The organism is Bradyrhizobium australafricanum (genome assembly GCF_020329495.1).
Classification (GTDB): Bacteria; Pseudomonadota; Alphaproteobacteria; order Rhizobiales; family Xanthobacteraceae; genus Bradyrhizobium; species Bradyrhizobium australafricanum.
In genome coordinates this window covers 22,697-44,857 of record NZ_JAGKJL010000065.1, presented here as the reverse complement: position 1 = coordinate 44,857, position 22,161 = coordinate 22,697, and the positions used below count along the sequence as shown (strand labels likewise).

Genomic DNA, 22,161 nt, shown 5'->3' with positions numbered 1-22,161 from the left:
CTGCTGAGACGGCGGCCGAAGGATGAGATCGACGATGGCGTGACGTACGGCTGGCATGGTTGGCTGAGGCGGAGGCCCGTTGATTCTTTTTTTTCCGCCCCGCGTATGCGAGGCGACGATGTTGCAGGAAGGCGTAGGCAATCATTGTCATCAAGGCGTGGCGATGAAGACCTTGCCATGATCGCCCTTCGAAGTGATCAAGTCCAAGTTCCTCCTTCAACTGCTGATGCGCCTGCTCACAAATCCACCGTGCCTTGATGGTGGCGGCCAGCGTGCGCAGATCCGTCGCCGCCGGAAGGTTGGCCAGATAGTATTTCTTCTCCCCGGACGCACGTTGCTCGCCAATGAGCCAGGCTTCGTCGCCTGGGAGATGCTGCTGACCTTTATCCCATATCCGCTGCGGAGGGCCGTCGGCGGTCCGGACACGGAGAGCAGCAAATTGGGTTTTAAGCCGACCTTTCGTCCCGCTACGCCAACTCACGGTTTTCCATTTGGCGCTGGCGAGCATTTGTTCTGCGGCAATCGATAAGATATCGGGCACGTGGTGCTTTCGTGGTTTTCCGCGGACTTTGGTAATCGGCCAAATGAGCTTCACATCGACCGGATACACTTTCTGGTGCCGAGGGATGCCGACAGCCCAGGTCAGCCCGCGCTCTGTTAGCCCTTGTCGAAACGGTGCGCTGAGGCCGTATCCTGCATCCGCCAGCACACATCCAAAGCGCACGTTGGCTGCCATCGCGCGGTCAATCTCGGCTAGAGCAATCTCGGGCTTGGACCGTGCCGTTCGATGTTCGACTGGCACGCGAGCGCGCTTCAAACGAGATATGTCGCTTGTCCAACTGTCAGGCAGAAAGAGACGTAACGCGACCATCACGGGCACTTCGCCGCGAGCAAGCGTCAAAGACACCAGCGTTTGGCAATTTGCCGTTTTACCGAGAGCCGACGCGTATTGAGCCGCAACACCGACCGAGCGCTCACCCTTCTTGGGAAGTGAGGTGTCATCAATAACCAGCACCGCATCCCTGCCGCCGACAAGTCGGTCCGCCTGGTTGAGCAGCTCTGTCTCCAGCGGCGTCGCGTCCCAGACACCGTCCGCAATGAAATGGTGCAACTGGTCGTAGTTGCCCGAGGCAAGGCGTTCCGCCATCGGCTGAACGCTCTTGCGATCGCCCGGACCGATCAATCCCGCAACATACAGAGGACACATCCGCTGCCGGGTCTTATGACCCAGCCGGTCCAAGAACGGCATCAGCCAACGTTCGAGTTCGTCTTCCCATCCGGGCATGGTCAGCCCTCCCAGAGCCGACCACCCATGAATCATTGAAAAATTGATTCGGGAATCCTATAAAACGCGGCAAAATCAACAATCTGCCAAAGTAGTGCTATGCTCGGCATCCAAAAGTCAGAGCTAGTGACAAGAATATCTCTGTACGAAACGCTCCAATCTGTAGCTGAGATAATTCGCTCGCTGTGTATGGTGCTCGGCGGCGCAACTGTTACAATTTGCAATTAGTGTCTGCGCGATAGGCCCGCCGAATTCTTCATGCCCGTGGTCGAGCGACCGTAGCGTGCCCGCCGCGCGTACGAAACCCATCTCGCTCGTGCCAAGTGTGCGGCAAGACATGTGGCAGCTGCTGCGGAGCGGTCGGTCGGGTTAGAAATAAGATAAACTACTACATTCCTTGGAGACCTTTGCCCCGCCACATTGTTCGCGATCGCCACGCGAACAGACTTTGTACGACCCGAACGAACGGGCACGGCCCCTCCGGCTAGCCAATCCCAAATGAAGTCACGACGGTACATTTCGTACCGAACGACTGCAACGCCATTACCAATTTCGACATCTCAAACCACCAACCCTCTTGCCGCGTGTCGCCGTGGGGCCGCATGGACTTGCTAGTGTCCTTCGAATTCGAAGTTCGCTAACGTGCGCCGCCGCTGAATGAAGCGAAGTTCGGATCCGGAACACTCGCGCACTGGTCCAGCACAACCATGACACTCGCACCGCTGATTACCTATGCCCATGTGGGGAAGAGTTTTGCCAGCGGTCGTGACGCCGAGCGCGTCAACGCGGTCGATGATGTCTCGCTCGATATTGCCGCGGGCGAATTCCTGGCGATCGTTGGCACCTCCGGCTCCGGCAAGTCCACCTTGTTGCGGCTCGCCAACCGCCTGCTCGATGCCGACGGCGGCCACGTCATCGTGGAGGGCGAGGACGTGCGCAACGTCGACCCGGTGGGTTTGCGCCGGCGCATGGGCTTCGTGTTCCAGAGCAGCGGGCTTTTTCCGCATATGCGCGTCGCCGACAACATCGCCGTCACACCGAGACTGCTCGGCTGGCCCGCCACCGAGATCGCCGTGCGGGTCGATGAGCTCCTCGACCTGGTACAGCTCGATCGCTTCCTCCATCGCGATCGCTTTCCGCATGAATTGTCGGGCGGCCAGCAGCAGCGTGTAGGCGTGGCGCGGGCGCTCGCCGCCCGTCCGCGTATCATGCTGATGGACGAACCCTTTGGCGCGCTCGATCCGCTGACCCGCTACACCATGGGCGAGGAGTACCGCGCCCTGCATCGCAGGCTCGGTTTGACTACGGTAATGGTCACCCATGACATGACGGAGGCGTTGCTGCTTGCCGATCGCATCGCGGTGATGCGGGCCGGACGGGTTGTGGCGCAAGGCCAGCCAGCCGAGCTGGCAAACAACAAGGATCCCTACGTGGCGGAGCTGTTGAGCACACCCAGGCGGCAGGCCGAGCGGCTGAACGCCCTGCTCCCGGGAGCAAGCGCGGAATGAGCTTCCTGTCCGACCCTCGCTGGCACGACGCGGCGGCGCATCTGCCGGACTATCTTGGCAGCCACGTTCAGGTCAGCCTGGCAGCGCTAGCGCTCGGGCTCGTGATCAGCCTCCCGCTCGCGATCCTGGCGCGCAATCATGCCGTGAACCGCGGCATCCTGCTGGGCCTCGCCAGCATCGTCCAGACCGTGCCCGGACTGGCCCTGCTGGCGCTGTTCTACCCGCTTCTGCTCGCCATTGCATCGTTGACGCTTCGCTGGTTCGGCTTCGACTTTTCCGCATTCGGATTTCTGCCCTCCATGCTGGCACTGGCGCTCTATTCCATGCTGCCGGTGCTGCGCAACACCATCACCGGCCTGAACGGCGTCGATCCCGCGTTGCTTGAGGCGGCGCGAGGGGTGGGCATGACGCCGCGGCAATCGTTGTTCACGGTGGAATTACCGTTGGCGCTGCCGGTGATCATGGCCGGCATCCGCACCTCGGCGGTATGGGTGATCGGGACGGCGACATTGTCCACGCCGATCGGGCAGACCAGCCTCGGCAATTACATTTTCGCCGGCTTGCAGACCCAAAACTGGGTGCTCGTGCTGTTTGGCTGCGTCGCCTCAGCGCTGCTGGCGTTAGCGGTCGATCAACTTTTAACGCTGATCGAACGCGGATTGCGCGAGCGCAAGCGCCTCCGCACTGCGCTCGGCAGCGTCGGGATCGCCGCACTGGTCGCGGCCACATTGATCCCTTCGGTCTCGCGCGCCCCGTCGACCTACATCATCGGCGCCAAAACCTTTGCCGAGCAATATGTGCTCTCCGCGCTCATCGAGCAGCGTCTGCAGGCCGCGAGATTACAGGCCTCGACGCGCGAAGGTCTCGGCTCGAGCGTGATTTTTCAGGCGCTCGCGGCCAACGACATCGACGTCTATGTGGATTATTCCGGCACCCTGTGGGTCAACCAGTTTCACCGCAGCGAGATGCTGCCGCGTGAAGCATTGCTCGCCGAGCTGAAGAAAATCCTGGCAAAGCAGGACATCACCCTGCTCGGCGCGCTCGGCTTCGAAAACGCCTACGCCCTGGTGATGCCGCGGCAGCGCGCCGAAGCACTCGGCATTCATTCGATCACCGACCTGGCTGCGCACGCGCCGACGCTGTCGATTGCGGGCGACTACGAGTTCTTCTCGTGCCCGGAATGGACTGCCCTGCACAAGGCCTACGGACTCTCATTCCGTACGCAACGACAGATGCAGCCTGATTTCATGTATGCGGCAGTGGCGAGCGGCAACGTCGACGTCATCGCGGGCTATACCAGCGAGGGGCGGATCAAGGAATACGACCTGGTGACGCTGGCCGATCCCAAGCACGCGGTCCCGCCCTATGATGCGGTCCTGCTACTTGCACCACGGCGCGCTCATGATACGGCGTTGCAGGACGCGCTGAAGCCACTGCTTGACCGGATCGACATTGCGACGATGCGCGAAGCCAATTTGCGCGCCAGTGGCAGCAACGCGAACTCCTCGCCCACCGCGGTGGCGCGCTGGCTTTGGCAGAGGATCAGTGGGCAGTAGACGCCGGCCCATAGCTGGCTGGGAACGCATGAACGCGGCTCGGTTGCCCATTACGCATCGGCCGCTCACGCACGCGCGCCCAACTGGGGCTCGGGGTCTCCTCAAGGCTCGAAACAGCCGAGGATTGTCATTGAACCGATCTACTTCTTTTGGAGATTGCCAGTAAAATCCGTCGTTCGATCCGAATGTCAACGATGCGGCGCCAACTGATTCGATCCTGGCTCCCTACGACCAGAACACGTCGTCATCTATTAGCGTCTCCTAGACGCAGACGGGGAAGACGCCGACTGGAGCGAAGCCGCCGAGATCGTGTTGCGCATAGATCCTAAACCTGAGCCGGAGCGCGCTCCCCATGCCTACGATAACCCATCTCGCTCGCGTCAAGTGGATGGCTAAGCATTAACGGGATCTGTTGCGAGCAGTTGGCTATGTTCGAACTAAGCAAGATTGCACGCCGATCTGGCGCGAAGAACGCAGCGATCAGGATAGCGGGCGGCATAGCCGGGATATCGATGATTGCCCAAAGGTTGTCGGGTGCGAGAGCTTTGTTGGATCTGGTTGTCGCGGAGCGTCAAGCGTGGCGTCTTGGGAACTGGTGGACTTCGGCTGCACGGTGGTATGGACCGTGACCGTTGAGGCCCGCATAATGCGTCGGCCCCGTGCGCCGAAGTCTCTCACATCACCTCACTGACGCGGATCCTCACTTTGAGGTCACGCTCCAGTTGTTGAAATTGAAGTTCATTCCTCCTGGGGATGAGGTGACCTCGACGCCGTATTGAACGCTGCCGACGTTTATGTCGCCGAAGTAGCCCTTCGACTTGATCCACTGCAGGATGCTCTTGATGTCCACTGTTCCACTATTGGTCTTCGAAGTGCGCAGGAGTGAGATGACCTTGTGACCGTTGAAGCCTTCAAACACGTTCCAAGTCGCTCCGCCCACATCGACGTTGGTGTAGACCGGGATCGCCGCCCCGGAACGATCCTGGCGATAATGATAAGAAATTGGTTTGACGTTACCGCTGCCGTCTGGATTTCCAGTGTAATTCGTCCAGAGCATTATCTCATGCTGGTTTGAGCTGTCCCAGATATCGTAGGCGACGTCCCAGGCACCGCTAGTCGGAACATCCTGATTGAAGTTCGAGCTCAGAGCGTTGATTGAACTGAGCGGTTTCCCGATATTGAAAGCCTCGTGCGGATAGCTTTTGATGCCAGCAGTATTAGGCTGGTTCGACCACACACTCCACTGGTTGACTGCACGCACCGAAATCGTCTGAGGCCCAGCACCCTTGCCCCACACGTCGTTGTTCCAAGAGTAGCCATCGCGTGAGAAGTTCCCGTATGGAGCGCTCGAACTCCAAATCGGAGCCCTCGCCGGTACAGGCGCGGCAGACAGTGACTTGGCTTCATTCACGGCCTGCCTAAATAGATTATGATCCTCCTGTCTGGAAACATAACCGGTTTGGGATCCTGGCGAGCCGGCATCGTTGATCCGATTGGAATTCATAATGCTCTCCTTGCTCTGATGAGTAACAAAATCTCTCGCCGAACCACCCGAGCGGGTATCCTGGGTCCGTGAGCAGTTCAGTTATAGGCGGCATCGGCATCTAGAGATCAGGTTCGAATGCTAGGAAGGTTGGCTTTCGAGAAGCTGACCAGTACCCCGACACAGAGGTTTTTGATTCGTTGAAGATGGTTTGATTTGGTTGAGGGCCTCGGACAGTCGAGCGCCGTTTTGCGCGAGCCTTTTCGGTTGTGTACAATCACTTGACGCGATCGCGATCGGCATTGCGCCGTTCTCCGGCGGTCTCGGTGACCAGGTCGGGGAAATTGTCGACGCCCATCGAGGCATTGGCGACGAGAATGCCGATCTCGATCTCAACAATATTCAGACAGCCGGCGTGTCTAGGTGACTCCAATCGGCGCAGTATCCGCCGCGCGTCGGCGGCGGGAAAGGCCTGTTGAGCACTCCGGCCGAATGATTGAGATTGTCGAGCACTATTTGGCCTTCATCGGCGCCTAGCCTTCGTCTGCGCTTCCCTGGATCAAACGCGAGCGGCGGAAAAGTGCGAACTAGATGCCCTTGCGCCACATGACTGGGTCGCATCCGGAGTGCGGAAGTACGGCGCCGGCCGTTCACGATGAGCTGCATCAGCCCCGCCGCAGGAAGAGGCGGAAGATGTCTGTCAGGTGCCCCTTGATCTTCCCAGCGGTACGTCGGATCAGCGGCCGCTGGAGTTCTTCGAGCCTCACCTTTGTAAAGTGACTCGTCAGGCGCGGCGGGCGCTCCTCCCGACGAGCTCAGTGATGTCATCCCTGACAATGCGGTCGATATCAAACCAGACCGTCCGCTCGACGAGTTGCCAAGAGCGCTCGTGCGGACATACGACCGAGGCGAGAACCAGCAGGCCGGGCTCTTCCTGCCCCATCCGAATTCGGAGAGGCCCGAGCTATCAGTGGGGATCGCAGCAGAGCGGAACGCTCGCTCGTACTTTCTGCGATCTCTCCTGCATTATCTCGGATTGTGATGCGGTTCGCGCCCGTCGTTTCGATCTCGGTCCCTACTACGAGCGGGCCCGCTGGCGGCGCGAGAGCTTGCAGCCTATCCTCATTCTCAAGGTAGTTCTGCAACGCATTGTCGACAAATTCTGCCAGTTCATGATTGTCGCGCGGCAGTTGCAGGCGCTTTCCCCATGAGCGGCTCCACGATCTCCTTCGTAGAGCTACTGAAGAGTTCCGAAAGGGCTCGGATCGCGCCAAGTAGAAGCTGTCAGTACCGGCGCGGATATGACCCGAGCACGCGAATGTCCGGGCGCTTTCGAAGCAATCCGGCAAGGCTATCCGTCTGCGCATGCCCCGCGACCTCAATCAAATACCGATGGCTGTCAAGGCCCGTTTTGGCCGGTCGCTCGTAAATCGTCAGGATTTGGACTCGGGCACCAGCAAAGGAAGCAAGCAAGGAGGCAAAATCCGCATCACTTACAGTCGCGAGCAACGACGTCTTGTCGTTCTCGGTTGGCCGAGGCATATCCCTGCCTAGCACCCACCAGCGCGTCACATTGTGCGGGCCTTCTTCAATCCCAGCCACCAGCGAACCCAGCCCATAAATCGCCGCGCCAATTCTGGGGCCAATAGAAGCCCTGTCCAAGGCTTCGCTGTTGGCAACGGCTTGCGCCGCGGCGCCACCACTCGCCACCGCGGTACGTCGAACCTGCGGCAGCCGGTGATCTAACCAAGGCTTAACCTCGTCAAGGGCAACCGGATGCCCGAAGACCTCTCTAATATCCTCCAGACGCGCTCCATGACGAACAAGAAGGCTATAACCGAGCATTTTGGGATATTCGGCCACGATCCTTACATTCGGCAGGTCCAGGATCGGATCCAGATACGGGGTAGCTCCCACCAGGGACGTGGTAACGGGCAGGCAGGCGCGGTCGATATTCCCACTTTGGTATGCTGAGAGCAATTCCTCTTGGGACATAGGGGCTAGGTCAGACGGACCGAACAGCTCAAGGCAAGCTTGGTGTGTCCATGATCCGGCTGGCCCAAGATAGCAAGTTTTACCCGCCGTCGCAGCTGTCAAGGTGAGCACATGCAGTGCCCCACTCGCTGCCGCAACGAGCGGAGTGTGCTTAAGAACAACTGTGCGATCCGCGACAACATGGTCATGACCCGCCCAGCTGGATATCACGATACCAAGCTGTGCGACAGCCCCTACGGTCTGGTAGGCGCGGCGACAGAGTTTTCCGCACGTTCTTTTTGCGCCACCAGGTAGCTTCGACCACCTGTGGGGCAGCCTCGCGGCCAACCTCTATTCTCCGCCCTCGTAGAACAGTTCCAGCGGCAGGCCGACCACCGCCTTTCCGATCCAGTCGCGCGCGATGACATTGGACGGCCCCATCGCGATCGCCGCGCGGGCATCGCGATAGGCGCGCTCGATCGGGCCGCGGTGATAGCCATACCCGCCCGTCACCGTCAGCGCCGTCGCCGCGACCTTGTTGGCGACCTCGGCGGCGTGCACCTTGAACTCGGTCAGCGGGATGAGGATTTCGCTTTGCGGCTTGCCGGCGCGCCAAAGCGCATCGAGCTTGCCGGCGAGCTCGTTGCGCCACGGCCGTAGCGTCTCGACCAGCACCTTGGCCGCGCCGAGCTCCTGGCGAATCGCCTGATAGTCGGACAGGCTCTTGTTCCGGTCCTTGTGCACGAAGCTCGTGCTGTGTGCGATCGCCGCGTTCAACGCGCCGCGTGCGACGCCTTCCCAGACCGCACCGAGCCCGATCAGATAGACCGGAGAGACGCCGTCATAGATGATCTCCTTGCCCTGTCCTTCGGCGCCGAGCCGGTCGCGCTGCGGCACATGCACGTTGCTGTAGCGGATCGCCCCGGAATGGTTGGCCCGCACACCGAGCGCATCCCAGGGCGGGGACACGATGCCCTCGGCCTTGCCGTCGACAATGAAGAAGATGATATCGGCCTGGTCCTTGGCGCCAGGCGTGCGCGTCTGCACCAGGTAATAGTCGGCCTGGCCCGAGCTTGTCGTGAACGACTTTTCGGCATTGACACGATAATCGTCGCCGTCGCGCGAGGCTTCGGACAGATTGTACCACCAGTGACCGCCGGTGGCGCGTTCGCTGGTCGAATAGGTGCCGAGCAGGCCGCCATTGTTCGCCTTCAGCCAGCGCTCCTTCTGGTCGGCGTTGCCGAACAGGTTGATGGTCTGGGCCGCGCCGACATGCATGACGTAGATGAGCCCGGTGGAGGCATCGGCCTGTCCGATCCGGTACGCGGCTTCGGCGAAATCCAGATGGCTGAGGCCGAGTCCGCCGAACTGCGGCTCGTTCAGCACGCCGGTCCAGCCGGCCTCCGCCAGAGCACGAAGATTCTCGCGCGGAAAGCGGCTCTCGCGGTCGTTGCGGTCGGCATTCACCTTCACTGTCGCGTCGATGGCAGCATCGAGCCTGGCATAAACGTCGTCGTCGATCTTGCGTGCGAGATTGTCGTTGGCCATGGTCAGTCTCTCCGGGTTGCAATCATGCGACAGCCTTGCGTGGCTGGCTCTGGCCCTGATCGTCCCGCGACGATCCGCCGAGATAATGGGTCTTGATATCGGCGCGCTGGCGCAGTTCGGCCGCGCGGCCGGCCAGCACGCTGCGCCCGTTCTCGAGCACGACCGCGAGGTCGGCAAAGCGCAGCGCCACCGTCGAGTTCTGCTCAGCGATCAGGATCGACAGTCCCTGTTCGCCGTTCAGCTGCTGGAGCGCGCGAAAGATTCCTTCGACGACCAGCGGCGCCAGGCCCATCGACGGTTCGTCGAGCACCAGCAGCCGCGGACGCGACATCAGGGCCCGGCCGATCGCCGTCATCTGCTGCTCGCCGCCCGAGGTCAGTCCGGCCAGCGTGCGGCGATGCTGCTTCAGGCGCGGAAACAGCTGATAGACGCGCTCGAGATCCGCGGCTAGCTCCGCCCGGCGCGCATCGCGCCCCATCGCGCCGGTGATGAGGTTTTCCTCCACCGTCAGCGAGGCAAAGCAATGCCGCCCCTCGAGCACCGGCACGAGCCCGGCGCGCACCAGCGTCGCCGCCGAGGTGCCTGCGACATCGCGGCCATCGAACACGATCCGCCCGGCGGTGATCTGGCCGCGGCGGGCAGCGAGCAGCGCCGAGACGGCCTGCAATGTGGTCGACTTGCCTGCGCCGTTGGCGCCGAGCACGGCGACGATCTCACCGCGCCGCACGGCAAGCGAGACGTCGCTGACCGCCGCGATCGCGTGGTTGTAAGTCGCGGCCAGGCCTTCGACCGAGAGCAGGGTTTCACTCATCACGTGATCCATGGCGTTGGCGGATGCGGGAGGCCGGATCGCTCCCGCATCGCGCGCGGCTCAATTGCTGACGGCTTCGCCACCGGAGGTCCGCACCTTGATGCCGTGCTCCTTGGCATAGGCGGCCGCCGACTTCTCAATGATCGGGCGCAGGAAGGCCCAGTCCGGTGCGATCCAACCGGAGACGACCTTCCATTTGCCGCCATCCCACTGCTGGAAGGTGACGCGGCCGTCGCCTTCGTGATTGTCCCAGGTGACGTTGATCGAATGGAACAGATCCTTGGCGCCGAGCGCTTCAACCCGCGCCGGATCGAGCTGGAGATGCTCGAAGCCCCATCGCACCTCGTCGCCGGTCAAGGTGCGCTTGCCGAACTTCGCCTGCGCGATCCGGATCGCCTCGACATTGAGGATGCCGTTCACGATGCCGAGGTTGTGGTAGACGCTGCCGATCCGCTTCTTGTCGTCGAGATTGCCCTTGCCGGCGCCATAGACCGTCTTGATCACCTCCTGCAGCACCGGATACTGCTCGCCGGAGGCCTGCGTGGTGATCGCGATATAGCCCTTGGCGGCGTCGCCGGCCGGGATCACGTCCTCCTCGGAATTGGACCAGACGTTGCCGATGATGTGGTCGGCGGGGAAGCCGACCTTCTGCGCGGTCTTCAGCGCCACTGGATTCATCACGCCCCAGCCGCGCAGCACCACGTAATCGGGCTTTGCGCGGCGAATCGACAGCCATTGCGACTGCTGCTCGTTGCCGGGATGCGGCACCTCGATCTGCTCCAGGCTGAACTGGTACTTGTCGGCCAAGAGCTTGTAGATCGGGATGGTTTCCTTGCCGTAGGGCGAGCCGTGATAGAGCACGACGATCTTCTTGTCCTTCAGCTTCTCCACCCCGCCCTCGCGGCTCGCGATGTAGTTCACGATTCCCGAGGTTTCGCTGTAGGGATTGAGCAGCAGCGGAAACACATAGGGGAACACGCGGCCGTCGGTCGAATCGGTGCGGCCATGATTGATGGTGATGAGCGGCACCTTGTCCTTGGTGATGCGGTCGATCATGGCGTAGGCGATGCCGACCGAGAGCGGATTCCAGGCGGCAACGCCGGGCCGGCCCTTCAGCCGTTCATAGACCTCGACACCGCGCTCGACCTCGTACTGGGTCTCGCCCTCGTCCCAGGTCAGCTTGACGCCATTGACGCCGCCGTCGCGGATGTTGATCAGATTGAGATAGTCGATGAAGCCGCCGAAGAAGCCGGTGCCGCCGGCCGCATAGGGGCCGACCCGGTAGCTTTGCAGCGGAAAGAACTGTTCGTCGGCGCGCGCCGCCTGTGTTGCGGCTACCACGGAGGCGAGCGCTGCGGCAAAGGCAACTTTCAGATATCTCGATTTGATCATCTTCAACTCTCCAGTGGTGCGAAACGTCATGTGTTGCTAATGGCGGCCGGCCGCGTGACGGCACTCCAAAGCCGGTCCCACAGCGCGACCAGGCCGCGCGGTTCGACAATCAGGAAGGCGATGATGAGCGCGCCGAGAACGATGCGCTGGCTCATTTCCAGCACGCCCGAATCGAATACGCCGCCGAGCAAGGCCGCGCCGGCGCGTGACAGGATCAACGGAAACACCACGATAAACGCGGCGCCGAGAAACGCGCCGCGCAGCGAGGCGAGCCCGCCGATGATGATGATGAACAGGATCTGGAAGGAGCGGTCGAGATTGAAGCCGGCCGGCTCGACCGTTCGCAGATAGGCGAAGGCCCACAACACGCCGGCGATGCCGATCAGGAACGAGGAGACGGCGAAGGCCAGGAGCTTGGTGCGCAGCAGCGGCACGCCGATCACCCTGGCCGCGAGCTCGTGATCGCGCACCGCGATGAAGTTGCGGCCGCTCTGCGCGCGCAGCAGCCGCAGGGTCAGGAACGTCGCCGCCACGACGACGCTCAGCGAGAACACATAGCGCCCGGCCGGGCTGGTGAAGGCGAAACCGGCCACGCTCAGCACCGGGGCATCGATCACGCCGGACGGACTGTCGTTGGAAAACCAGCCGAACTTGGTGAGCGTCCATTGCACGAAGAACTGCGCGGCCAAGGTCGAGACCGCGAGGTAGAAGCCGCGCAGGCGCAGGCTCGGCAATCCGAACACGATGCCGATCGCGGCCGCGACGAGGCCGGCGAGCACAAGGTCAACGATCAGCGGCAGCTGCGGCAGCCGGAGGTGAAGGTTGTAGGTCGCATAGGCGCCCACCGCGAGGAATGCGGCGGAGCCCAGCGACACCTGCCCAGCATAGCCGGTGAGCACGTTGAGCCCGACCGCGGCAAGCGCCAGCGCAAGGAATGGCGTCAGCACCGCATCCAACAGGTAATCCGAGCCAGCGACCGGAATGACGCCAAAGGCGATCCCCGCTGCGGTGGCGATCGCAATGGTCTCGACGCCAGGCGCGAGCCATCCTGCCGGTGCTGCTGCGCTCATCTCCTAGACCCTTTCCACCAGCTTCTGCCCGAACAGCCCCGACGGCCGCACCAGGAGCAGCACCAGCGCCACCACGTAGGCGGCCCAGGCTTCGATGCCGCCGCCGAACAGCGGCCCGACATAGACTTCGGCGAGCTTCTCGATGGCGCCGATCAACAGACCGCCGATGATCGCACCAGCGATCGAATCGAAACCGCCCAGCACCAGCACCGGCAATGCCTTCAACACAACCAGCGACAGCGAGAACTGCACGCCGAGACGCGCGCCCCACAACAGTCCGGCGACCAGCGCGACGATGCCGGAAGCGGTCCACACACTGGCCCAGACCCGTGGCAGCCGCAGGCCGGCGGCAAGTGCCGCGAACGGATCGTCGGCAACGGCGCGAAACGAGAGCCCGGTTCGGGTGTAGCGGAAGAACAGCGCGAACAGCGTCACCAGGCTCCCCGCGACCGCCGCGGCGAACAGATCGAACCGGCTGATGAAGACCCCGGCGATGTCGAGCGGCACGTCGCTGATCCCGATGTCGAGGCCGTGAACCTGCGTGCCCCACAATAGCTGCGCCGCGCCCTCGATCACATAGGAAAGCCCGAGCGTCGCCATGAACAGCGTAATCGGCGGCTGGTTGACGAGCGGCCGCAGCACGGTTCGCTCGACGCTCACGCCCAGCACGACCATGATCGCGAGCGTGACCAGGAACGCGACCGGAAACGAGATGCCGCGCTCGATCAGGCTGACGAAGGTCAGCGCCGCGAACAGCAGCATCGCGCCTTGCGCGAAATTGAGCACGCCCGAGGTCTTGTAGATCAGCACGAAGCCGATCGCGACCAGCGAGTACATCACCCCGGACAGCAGGCCGCCAACCAGCACCTCAATCAAAAACTGATAGTCGAACATCAGACGGCGAGCTCCGTGACGTCCTGATGCGCGACGCCGAGATAGGCGTCGATCACGGCCTGGTCGGTCCTCACCTCGTCGGGCGTGCCATCGGCGATCTTGCGGCCGTTGTCGAGGACCGCGATGCGATCAGAGAGGCCCATCACGACGCCGATGTCATGCTCGATCAGCACGATGGTGGCGCCGTAGCTGTCGCGCGCATTGCGCACGTGCTCGGACAGCTCGAGCTTCTCGCTCAACGTGACGCCCGCGAACGGCTCGTCCAGCAGCAGCAGCGTCGGTCGCGCGACCAGCGCCCGCGCCAGTTCGACGCGCTTCTGCAAGCCATAGGGCAAGGTTCCGGCGGCGCGCTCACGGACGTCGCCGAGGTGCAGGAAGCCAATGACATCCTCGGCGGCGGCGCGGTTCTCCGCCTCGATCCGGCGCGCCAGCGGCGAGCCGATGATCTGGCGCAGGAAACCTGCGCGGACGCGATGCGCGAGCCCCATCAGGACATTGTCGAAAACCGACAGCCCCTTGAAGATCGCAAGGTTCTGGAACGTGCGCGCGACGCCGTGCGCAGCCAATCGCGCCGTCGGCACCTGAACGAACGCACGCTCGCCAAGCCACACCTGCCCGCGGTCGGGCCGATAGAGCCCGCTAATAACATTGAGCAACGAGCTCTTGCCGGCGCCATTGGGCCCGATCACCGCGCGGATCTCACCCGGCGCGACCGCAAGGTCGACGTCGCGCAGCGCCGCGACGCCGCCGAATGTCAGCGCGATGTCGCTCAATGCCAGGACCGGCCGTACCGCGCGATCGGCGGCCGGCGCGAGCCCCCGTTCGGGCGCATCGACCACCCCCATTGCACGCGGCTTGCCTTGCGCTGGAGCCGCCTCCAGCGCAAGGACGTCAGCATTCGTTGCCATCGCCGTCACGTCGAAAGGCTCCCTATCATTCGGCGGCCTGGGCGTGCGCGGCGGTTTTCGCCTCCAGCGCACGGACCAGCGGAATGACCCGGCGGCCGAAATATTCGACCTCCTCCTGGAAGTGCAGGAAGCCGAGCAGCACGAGATCGACGCCGACCTCCTTGAGCGCGACGATGCGCTCGGCGATCTGTTCCGGCGTGCCGATCAGATTGGTCTTGAAGCCGTCATTGTACTGGACGAGATCCTCGAAGCTGGATTGCGCCCAATTGCCCTGGCCCTCCGGCGAAGCCTTGCCGGCATTCTTCACCTCATGTCCGAACGCATTGACCGCCTCCGGATCAGCCTTGACGACGATCTCGTCGAGCACGGCGCGGGCCTCGGCCTCGCTGTCGCGCGCGATGGCAAAGGCATTGACGCCGATCTTGACCGAGTGATTGTTGGCGCGCGCCTTCGCCCTGATGTCGTCGACCTGCTTCTTGATCTCCGCCACCGAATTGCCGTTGGTGAAGTACCAGTCCGATACCCGCGCGGCCATGTCGCGCGCGGCGCGCGAGCTGCCGCCCTGGAAAATCTCGGGCAATGGATGCGCAGGTTTCGGCTTCAGCGTGTAGTCGGAGAAGCGGTAGAAATCGCCACGGAACGTGAAATTGTCCTGGGTCCAGATTCCGCGCAGCGCGCGGATGAATTCCTCGGAACGGCGGTAGCGCTCGTCGTGATCGAGCCAGGGCTCCCCGATCGCGGTGAACTCGCCGCGGAACCAGCCGCTGACGATGTTGACGGCAACGCGGCCCTCGGTGAGCTGGCTGATTGTCGCGATCTGCTTGGCTGCGACCGCCGGATTCCACGGTCCGGGCAGCAGCGCCGCGATCACCTTCAGCTTCGTGGTTGCGGCGAGCAAAGCGTGGCTGAAGGCGACCGGCTCGTGCTGGAACTCGGCGCCGTAGCCGGCGGTGAAGCGGATCTGGCTCAGCGCATAGTCGAAGCCGCTCTGCTCTGCGATCTGCGCCAGGCGGCGGTTGTAGTCGATGTCCCAGCCGGTTCGCTGCTCGATCTTGCTGATGACCAAGCCGCCCGAGACGTTGGGCACCCAATAGGCGAACTTGATCGGATCATTGCTGGCGGTCATTCGAATGTCCTCATTCGGTTGGGATGTGACGACGCGCGCCACGGGAGGTGGCAGCAGGATGCATTCACGCTGCGCGGGACAGCGGGTTGGGAAATGACCGACTGACAATTTGTCAGTTCGGATGTTTTTGAAAGGTCGGAGCGGTCAGCAATTCCGATCCGCGACGCACGACCATTGCGTCAACAGCAGATCGTGCGACACGACGTTCGCAATGCGCAGGCGTTGATTTCGTCGAAGACGTCGGTGCAAATCATTAGAATTTCCCCTCGCAAGCACCATCGGCTGACGATCAAGTGTCTCAGAGAAATTGCGGGCGAGCGAGTCCAAGCCAAACTCTTTTTTGCCCAGTCCGGGAAAGCGGTATTCTCTTCTTCAAAACGAAATGCGTGGTTTGTTCCTGCGCGGCTGAAATCACGTCGACGATGATGCGCAAGTAAGATTCGACCGCTCAAGATCCGAGAACAAAATGAGTGCAGGAGAACCGCTTTCTCCTTACCAAACGTTTGCGCGCCCGGCGCAGCTACGTAAAATCAGGATAACGCTTGAGACATTTTCTCGGAGCGATCTTTTCTGGTCGAAATGCATCGTCGACGATCGCTGAACGCAACACCTCGGGAACGATCGCGTTCCCGAGGTCGAAAGGTGATACAGGGAGCGGCGCCTACTTCACCATCGCGCCGGGGACGATGTCCTGCACGTCGTTAACATTTGCACAGCTCGCTGGGCGCTGCGGTTCCCATGATCAGAACGAGCCGCTCCTTTTGCCGCCAGAAAACTTGCCGATCTAAGCTGGCTCGATATCAAGCCGTCAAAATCACTGTGACCAGCCACTGGTAGTTCCAGTGTACCGACCTTCACGCACGATCGTTTCCGCTCCTCTAGATGAGGTCGCCAGGGCTCAATCGACACCAAGTAGTTGACATTTTTTTCATGCGCCTGACGAGCTACTCCCATCGGTATCGGGCGCCGCATTGTGCTTGGAACGCTGCAATTACGTTCCACAACACGGGGTCATGTTGGAAGCCATTGAGAGATACCTGGTTCACACACGAAATTGGCCTCGAGCCATACCTGATTGAAGCCGAAGGCGTCTGATGATCGGAGCGGCGCCAGGATTCCATCCGCATTTCGAGAAATCGTGGATGTTTGCGCGAACGCCAGGTTGCTTGTTACCGACTCCGTCGGCGGCGTTACTTCATCATCGCTTCGACTTCCGCGCGAAAAGCTTGCCGCGAGGCGTCTCGTGAATAGAACATGTGGCCGCCCGGAAAGACCACAAGTTTGATGCGCGGAGTGGAGGCAAATGGCGGCAATTGATCGAGCACGATTTGTGATCCGAAATACGGCGTGGCGAGGTCAAACAGCCCGTGCGCGACCAGCAATTTCATGTTCCGGTCCGTTGCCAGGATTTGCCGCAGCTCCGAAACTGACTCCGGAGGGCTGCGGCCGAAATCCCAAGCCTCCATGACCTTGGGGTTGCCCAGTTCATAGGAGCCGTCCGGCCGCCAGCTTAGTTTGCGTGTGAGGAGATCGACAGTGGCGCTGGTCAGAGGCGCCACCAGCGTATCGCCAGAGGGATCGCCGGAACGTTGGAAATCGGACTCCGGATATGGATCGAGGCCACGCACAGAGGCATCATACCGGCCGATCAACTTGCGGTTCTTACGGTCGAACTCGCGGCGGAACTCGGCGACTTCGAAGCGGCCGGCGAGCCTACGACTGACCGCTTGGTCGATGCCAGTCAGCGCCGCGACCTTGTCAGCCAGACGCGTAGTCGCTTCCTTATCCGCCTGGCCTTTGATGAGATCGACCAGAAACTCGCCGCGTACATAGGCTTCCACGTCAGCGAGATCGGTTCGGTTTACTGGACCCTCGGCTTCACGCAGGGTCGCGACGTAGCTGGGCAGCGTTTCGGCGTAGTGCAGCAGGCTCCTGTGCGCACTGTAGTCGAATGCTGGCGACACCATGATCAGGCCCTTGACGCCTATGCCCTGCCGCACCTGCAACTGGTGGACAACCTTTGGCCCACGAATGCCGCCATAGCTTTCACCCGCGATGTACTTCGGCGATAGCAGCCGGTCATGCTTTTCGAGCCAGCGGCGGATCACCAGCGCGAGCGCGTTGACGTCACCCTCAATGGAATAGAGCTGCTTGCGCGCATCATCGCTGGTCGCGACGAAACGGCTGTAGCCGGTGCCTACGGGGTCGAGAAACACCAGATCGGTGAAATCGAGCCAAGTTTCCGCATTTGGCCTCACCTCTGGAAACGTCGATGGCGTGACCTCGTCAGCATTGATCGGCAACCGCCACGGTCCGGCATTGCCAAGCTGCAGCCAGGCCGATGATGAGCCTGGTCCGCCGTTGAAGAAGAATGTTACCGGGCGCGTGCCGCGATCGGTGCCCTCAAGCTGATAGGAGGTATAGACGATGTCGGCCAGCGGCTCGCCCTTGTCGTCGAACAGGCGGATGGAGCCGGCGGTCGCGACGACAGAAAGCGTCCGCCCAGGGAGCTCAAGCGAGTGCTTGGTGCTGGAGTCTGGTGGCAGGCGATGCCGCTCGGCCGCCGACGGCATGCTCGGCGTCTGGCCGGCGCCGCCTTGCTGCCCGGCCGGAGTCGTGGCTTGGGCGGGCGGCGGCGGCTCTGCGGCCCTAGCGCTTCCCATTACCCCGCAGGCAAGCAGGATCATCGCAAGCGAGGTGCGGTGCGGCGCGATCAAGTGCATCGAATTTCTCCTGTCCCGGCGCGCACTTGTGTGTGCGAGGCGCGTCTATCAAAAACCGCGCCAACAACTAGCTCGTGGCCGGGAACAACAAACCTACTGAATCCAGTAGTCGTCACCATCGCCGGGTGCCCTATCATTCACGACGCGAAACCTGCCGTTCCAGACAGATCCAACAGAGTGCCCCTCCACAGCTTCAATCGACGCTGCTACAGAGGCGCGCAATGTTATTGAAGCTAGTTCCGCCGGCCCAAGGGGTTTCCGATACGTTCCAACCGTTATGGCGAACGTGCGAGAGACTTTCCGGCTGTGCACCGCGCCGCCATCGTCACCTATTGGCGATCAATTAAGTCTGCTTCCTAGTTCAGCTTTGCCAAGAACGAATTGATCGCGTCAGCACCTTGCTTTGGCTGCTGACACATCCACCAATGACTGCCCCCTTCCAAAACAGCAATGTTCGCGCCGGCGCGTTCGGCACATCGGCGCGTGAGCGTCTCCCCGCCGCAGTAGCGGTCTTCTTAGGCCAGGTTTGGCGGCTGCCCGCGGCAAGCCGGCCCCGAGATCTCGAATGATCGGTTGCACGGCCGATCTGTATAGCGCCAGGATTGCTCTGCCCATGTCTCCGTTTGCAGCAGCAGCCACCTTTCGTGCGATCGCCGCGGTCATGCCCAGGCCCTCGTACCCTCGGGCTAGCGCCTCGGCGGGCATGCTTACCATCTGCGCGACCGCTTGCTCGCCGACCTGTGGCGTCTGCCAGACCTGCGCCAGGTCGTGCCAGACGTAATCGGGGTCGAACGCGCCCAGCATATCGGTCGCCCAGGATCGTATCAGAGCGGGATAGTCCATTGCGACTCGCATGACATGTCCCCCACCCCAATCATGTCCCACGAGATCGATTGGTCGCGCCAACTTCCCGAGTTCGCCCACAAGCCAGCTGAGGTAAGCATCAACAGAACAATCAAAGCCAGGTCGGACAGTTGATCCAAATCCGGGTGGACAGAGACGGACAATATTCTGGTCGCTCAGAAGCGGTACCAGATCGTCCCAGATCGCCTCGGTTTCAGGATTTCCGTGAACGAGAACGATCGTCATCCGCGTTTTACTCCAGGCAGTTCTGCCGGTGCACCACTCGTCGGATAGCACTGCCACCTAACAAAGATGCCTGCGATGACAGCTACGCGGCATATGAACGCGCAGGTTCATCGCTCGGCAAGTACATGAATAGGTAGTGCAACATGCTTGGAAGGTTGGATTTCCAACGCAGCAAGGCTAGAGCAACCGTGTCCCGCGTGACGACCGTTGGCCCACCTACGAGCTCGGAGCACCTAAACCTCTTGAGCCGCTGATGGGGTAGACCGGACATCAGTCAGCCATCGCTTAACGGGGACATGCCCGAAACGAGAATTCACAACGCAAGATGAGCATCAAATAGATGCATAGCGCCTCATACCAAACTGCCAAACACGGCACCGCGGTCATTCCTGAACCCACGTTATCCGAACAATAATTCGTCTTGGCAGGGTCGCGCCGGGTAATCGCCACGCGTTCGGCATCAAACGCGAGTGTCATGCTGAGAGTCCAGATTGGCGCGAGGTAGCGCGGGTGCTCTTTACGTTAATGCTGCCCGCGAACAGATCGGGCACGTCACCCTTTTAAAGGTAGTCAAGTCGCGCAACAGGTGATTGCCCCGCCCGATGAAATCGGTCCAGGGCAGGTAAGCGACGTCAGCGCTCAATCGCCAGCGCTCGGCGGTGGAACAGGATCGGCTTCTGCTGCACGATCGCGATCTGGCTGCGCAGCGATTGCTGCGATCCTGGACGAGGCGACCTCGAGCCTCGATTCGGAGTCCGAGGCGCTGATCCAGCATGCGATGGAGCGGCTGATGAAGGGCCGCACCTCGATCGTGATCGCGCGCCGGCTGTCCACGGTGCGCAGCATGGATCGCATCCTGGTGTTCGATTATGGGTGTCTCGCATCCGCTTGGAGCTCCCGGACATGTGTGGCGTCGGACTTGCAGCATATCGCGAGAATCAATGTCGGCTGCTCGCGTTTTGCCGCTTGTTTCGTTTCGGGTCTTGCGGACCAAACGCCGAGGAGACCGCCTATCAGTTGGAATAGCGGTCCGTCAGGTCGCGTGATATTTTCAGCCCTTCCTCTATATAGAGTCTGATCGCCAGGTTAGCTGCCGGCGTGCAGCTTCGGTAGGTCTGCGCGAACACGTTGTAGCCGCGGTTAAAGCCCGCGACCATGCGGGTGCGGCGAGCACCGGAGGGGGTTTCGGCATCGATCAGCGCCTGCATCTCGTTGCGCCATTTGGCCCCCTCGTTGGAGCCGCAGATGCCGCGCAGATGGTGCAGCGCGCCGAGGATCTCGGCCAGCCGCTGCAGGTCGCCATCGAAGGGAGCAGCCGCGTCCTGCGCGCGGGTCGGCATCGCAAGGAACGCCGATATCAGAATCGCAACCGCGAGAAAGGTTTTGATCACAGGCGTTCTGGAAGTCCGTTCCCTCAATGCGCCCAGGCAAGGCGGAGAAGCCCAAACAGCCCTAGAAACGACCCCTGCCGGCCTCTCTGGCGGACGCAATGACTTCGTGCAGTCCGCCGTGACAGTTAGAGTAGCCAATCGCCTTCGGGCCAGGCGCTTGAAATCGTAGTCCTCGTCATTCAACATTAGCTCGCCGAAGGCCCGGCGCGGAGCGATGTCATGATCAATCGTTGCGGGCCGTCTCGGCATCATCGGCGCCGGGCGGCCATGCCATCAATCAATCCGCAACACCCGGAGCTAGCGAACATTCGTTCAATCTCGCGATGTTACTCATCAGCCGTAACTTCAGCTACTCCGGTCTGCGTCTGCCATAAGCAAGCATAAGCGTTTCCAGCCGACAGATCAGTAATAGGCCGCGTTGCTCTATCACGGTTCGTGACGATGACGGCTCCGCGCTGATTCTACCGCCAGATCGCGGAACGTTTCCTGCTGCAGCAGACCAAACTCGACAACCGGACGGCTGCTCGCAATGAGCAGCGGAGCAAAAGCCGGACCAACTCGCCTGACACCTCTGCCGATGCCCGACCGGCTCAACACAGCATGCGCGAGCGGCGGACCGTTCTGTGTCAGAACAAACATTGCCTGTGCGGCGCTCACCATTATCGTCGTACACTCGCCATCGCACGGAAGCAAAACATGATCGAAGTGGGGCGGACGCGACGCGTTCTTTCAGAATGGATAGCTGAGCTAAGCGCTGCTACCGTTCTCAACGACATCAAATCCGATCGGACGCGGTGTCCAGTTCGAATGGCCCCCGGCGAGGCGATGTGCTGCACGTCGACAGCGAAAACGTCGAGATCATCCCGTCGCGTACGCATCCGGACCGCGGCACGGTCGTCGCCCGCGGCGAGACGCGCAACCAGCGCGGCGAAGTTTGTTCAGATCACCAAGGTCTGGCTGATCGTCGCGGCACCGAAATGAGCACCGCGTCCGGCTGGGGGAGAAGGACGGCTCTGACACCTTAAGCCCGCTTGTGTTGAATATCTCGATGCCTTCCGCTCAGACCTACCTGATGACTACGTCCTTGGGCACGGAGCTGAAAAGCTTTGTCCGACCGTTCCAATAGAATCGGCGAAAGCTGACCCAGAAGCAACTCGCCGAGACGCTGGGGACCACTCAGGAGCGATTTCGCAGTTCGAGACCGGCCGCCTGGAGAACCCGAGCCTCGGAACGGTGCTCAAGGCCTTCGCCACGTTGGGGATCGACCTGAATATCGACAGCTTGCCGGGTCATCCCGCCCGGAACGACGACCTAGACACCGGTGATCTCGCCCTCGACGAGCCGAGCTTCCTCAAGGGACGGCGGCGATGAGCAAATTCATGAACGTCCTGATGGGCGGCGTC

General features: G+C 61.6%; 19 protein-coding genes. 4 read left to right on the top strand and 15 right to left on the bottom strand.

The genetic code is table 11. The features are described from left to right. Window positions 1-1,321, bottom strand: a 1,321-nt coding sequence (locus tag J6525_RS37585) for an IS701 family transposase (protein ID WP_225648407.1), incomplete at its 3' end; no start/stop codon positions are given. 671 nt (window positions 1,322-1,992) lie between these two features. Here J6525_RS37585 and J6525_RS37580 point away from each other — a divergent pair. After that, a complete protein-coding gene (locus J6525_RS37580; protein WP_225648406.1) occupies window positions 1,993-2,793 on the top strand; it encodes an ATP-binding cassette domain-containing protein in 801 nt (266 codons plus the stop codon). Beyond that, window positions 2,790-4,349 (top strand): ABC transporter permease/substrate-binding protein, encoded by a 1,560-nt coding sequence (locus J6525_RS37575; RefSeq protein ID WP_225648405.1) that lies wholly within the window; start codon window positions 2,790-2,792, stop codon window positions 4,347-4,349. Before J6525_RS37580 ends, J6525_RS37575 begins: the two co-directional genes overlap by 4 nt. Window positions 4,350-5,049: 700 nt before the next feature. Here the strand turns inward: J6525_RS37575 and J6525_RS37565 are convergent. The 14 genes from J6525_RS37565 to J6525_RS37500 form a co-directional block, all read right to left on the bottom strand. Beyond that, window positions 5,050-5,853, bottom strand: coding sequence for a glycoside hydrolase family 12 protein (locus J6525_RS37565; RefSeq protein WP_141341482.1), 804 nt, complete (start codon window positions 5,851-5,853; stop codon window positions 5,050-5,052). 256 nt (window positions 5,854-6,109) lie between these two features. After that, on the bottom strand, window positions 6,110-6,265 hold the full coding sequence (locus tag J6525_RS37560) for a hypothetical protein (protein WP_225648404.1): 156 nt from the start codon (window positions 6,263-6,265) through the stop codon (window positions 6,110-6,112). Between the two features lie 851 nt (window positions 6,266-7,116). After that, on the bottom strand, window positions 7,117-7,938 hold the full coding sequence (locus tag J6525_RS37555; protein WP_225648403.1) for a prephenate dehydratase: 822 nt from the start codon (window positions 7,936-7,938) through the stop codon (window positions 7,117-7,119). Window positions 7,939-8,157: 219 nt separating this feature from the next. Further along, complete coding sequence (locus J6525_RS37550) at window positions 8,158-9,354, bottom strand: acyl-CoA dehydrogenase family protein (protein WP_225648402.1); 1,197 nt, start codon at window positions 9,352-9,354, stop codon at window positions 8,158-8,160. Window positions 9,355-9,376: 22 nt separating this feature from the next. Next, a complete protein-coding gene (locus J6525_RS37545; protein WP_225648401.1) occupies window positions 9,377-10,165 on the bottom strand; it encodes an ABC transporter ATP-binding protein in 789 nt (262 codons plus the stop codon). 60 nt (window positions 10,166-10,225) lie between these two features. Then, a complete protein-coding gene (locus J6525_RS37540; RefSeq protein WP_225648400.1) occupies window positions 10,226-11,557 on the bottom strand; it encodes an ABC transporter substrate-binding protein in 1,332 nt (443 codons plus the stop codon). 26 nt (window positions 11,558-11,583) lie between these two features. Next, complete coding sequence (locus J6525_RS37535; protein WP_225648399.1) at window positions 11,584-12,627, bottom strand: branched-chain amino acid ABC transporter permease; 1,044 nt, start codon at window positions 12,625-12,627, stop codon at window positions 11,584-11,586. 3 nt (window positions 12,628-12,630) lie between these two features. Then, window positions 12,631-13,521, bottom strand: a complete 891-nt coding sequence (locus J6525_RS37530; protein WP_225648398.1) for a branched-chain amino acid ABC transporter permease — start codon at window positions 13,519-13,521, stop codon at window positions 12,631-12,633. Continuing rightward, window positions 13,521-14,429 carry an ABC transporter ATP-binding protein gene (locus J6525_RS37525; protein WP_225648397.1) on the bottom strand — a complete coding sequence of 303 codons (909 nt, stop codon included), beginning with the start codon at window positions 14,427-14,429 and terminating at the stop codon, window positions 13,521-13,523. Before J6525_RS37525 ends, J6525_RS37530 begins: the two co-directional genes overlap by 1 nt. A 25-nt stretch (window positions 14,430-14,454) precedes the next feature. Next, a complete protein-coding gene (sfnG, locus tag J6525_RS37520; protein WP_225648396.1) occupies window positions 14,455-15,555 on the bottom strand; it encodes a dimethylsulfone monooxygenase SfnG in 1,101 nt (366 codons plus the stop codon). Window positions 15,556-16,745: 1,190 nt separating this feature from the next. After that, complete coding sequence (locus J6525_RS37515; protein WP_376708612.1) at window positions 16,746-18,242, bottom strand: S10 family peptidase; 1,497 nt, start codon at window positions 18,240-18,242, stop codon at window positions 16,746-16,748. A 426-nt stretch (window positions 18,243-18,668) separates the two neighbouring features. Then, window positions 18,669-19,367, bottom strand: a complete 699-nt coding sequence (locus tag J6525_RS47630; protein WP_225648394.1) for an alpha/beta fold hydrolase — start codon at window positions 19,365-19,367, stop codon at window positions 18,669-18,671. Window positions 19,368-20,006: 639 nt separating this feature from the next. Beyond that, the gene (locus J6525_RS37505) at window positions 20,007-20,213 is read right to left on the bottom strand and encodes a hypothetical protein (RefSeq protein WP_225648409.1); all 207 of its coding nucleotides are present in this window, start codon (window positions 20,211-20,213) and stop codon (window positions 20,007-20,009) included. A gap of 167 nt (window positions 20,214-20,380) precedes the next feature. Next, window positions 20,381-20,758: a TIGR02301 family protein gene (locus tag J6525_RS37500; RefSeq protein WP_082653865.1), complete on the bottom strand. Its 378-nt coding sequence runs from the start codon at window positions 20,756-20,758 to the stop codon at window positions 20,381-20,383. A gap of 827 nt (window positions 20,759-21,585) precedes the next feature. Between J6525_RS37500 and J6525_RS37495 the strand changes: the two genes are divergently transcribed. Further along, complete coding sequence (locus J6525_RS37495) at window positions 21,586-21,783, top strand: hotdog family protein (RefSeq protein WP_225648393.1); 198 nt, start codon at window positions 21,586-21,588, stop codon at window positions 21,781-21,783. 208 nt (window positions 21,784-21,991) lie between these two features. Then, complete coding sequence (locus J6525_RS37490) at window positions 21,992-22,129, top strand: hypothetical protein (protein ID WP_156436316.1); 138 nt, start codon at window positions 21,992-21,994, stop codon at window positions 22,127-22,129. Window positions 22,130-22,161 lie beyond the last annotated feature (32 nt).

Bases quoted from the DNA above. Each gene is read 5' to 3' on its own strand.
- J6525_RS37515 (WP_376708612.1), bottom strand. From the start codon at position 18,242: ATGATCCTGCTTGCCTGCGGGGTAATGGGAAGCGCTAGGGCCGCAGAG.
- J6525_RS37565 (WP_141341482.1), bottom strand. From the start codon at position 5,853: ATGAATTCCAATCGGATCAACGATGCCGGCTCGCCAGGATCCCAAACC.
- J6525_RS37535 (WP_225648399.1), bottom strand. From the start codon at position 12,627: ATGAGCGCAGCAGCACCGGCAGGATGGCTCGCGCCTGGCGTCGAGACC.
- J6525_RS37540 (WP_225648400.1), bottom strand. From the start codon at position 11,557: ATGATCAAATCGAGATATCTGAAAGTTGCCTTTGCCGCAGCGCTCGCC.
- sfnG (WP_225648396.1), bottom strand. From the start codon at position 15,555: ATGACCGCCAGCAATGATCCGATCAAGTTCGCCTATTGGGTGCCCAAC.
- J6525_RS37545 (WP_225648401.1), bottom strand. From the start codon at position 10,165: ATGAGTGAAACCCTGCTCTCGGTCGAAGGCCTGGCCGCGACTTACAAC.
- J6525_RS37525 (WP_225648397.1), bottom strand. From the start codon at position 14,429: ATGGCAACGAATGCTGACGTCCTTGCGCTGGAGGCGGCTCCAGCGCAA.
- J6525_RS37530 (WP_225648398.1), bottom strand. From the start codon at position 13,521: ATGTTCGACTATCAGTTTTTGATTGAGGTGCTGGTTGGCGGCCTGCTG.
- J6525_RS37505 (WP_225648409.1), bottom strand. From the start codon at position 20,213: ATGCTGCGCACCGTGGACAGCCGGCGCGCGATCACGATCGAGGTGCGG.
- J6525_RS37580 (WP_225648406.1), top strand. From the start codon at position 1,993: ATGACACTCGCACCGCTGATTACCTATGCCCATGTGGGGAAGAGTTTT.
- J6525_RS37550 (WP_225648402.1), bottom strand. From the start codon at position 9,354: ATGGCCAACGACAATCTCGCACGCAAGATCGACGACGACGTTTATGCC.
- J6525_RS47630 (WP_225648394.1), bottom strand. From the start codon at position 19,367: ATGACGATCGTTCTCGTTCACGGAAATCCTGAAACCGAGGCGATCTGG.
- J6525_RS37575 (WP_225648405.1), top strand. From the start codon at position 2,790: ATGAGCTTCCTGTCCGACCCTCGCTGGCACGACGCGGCGGCGCATCTG.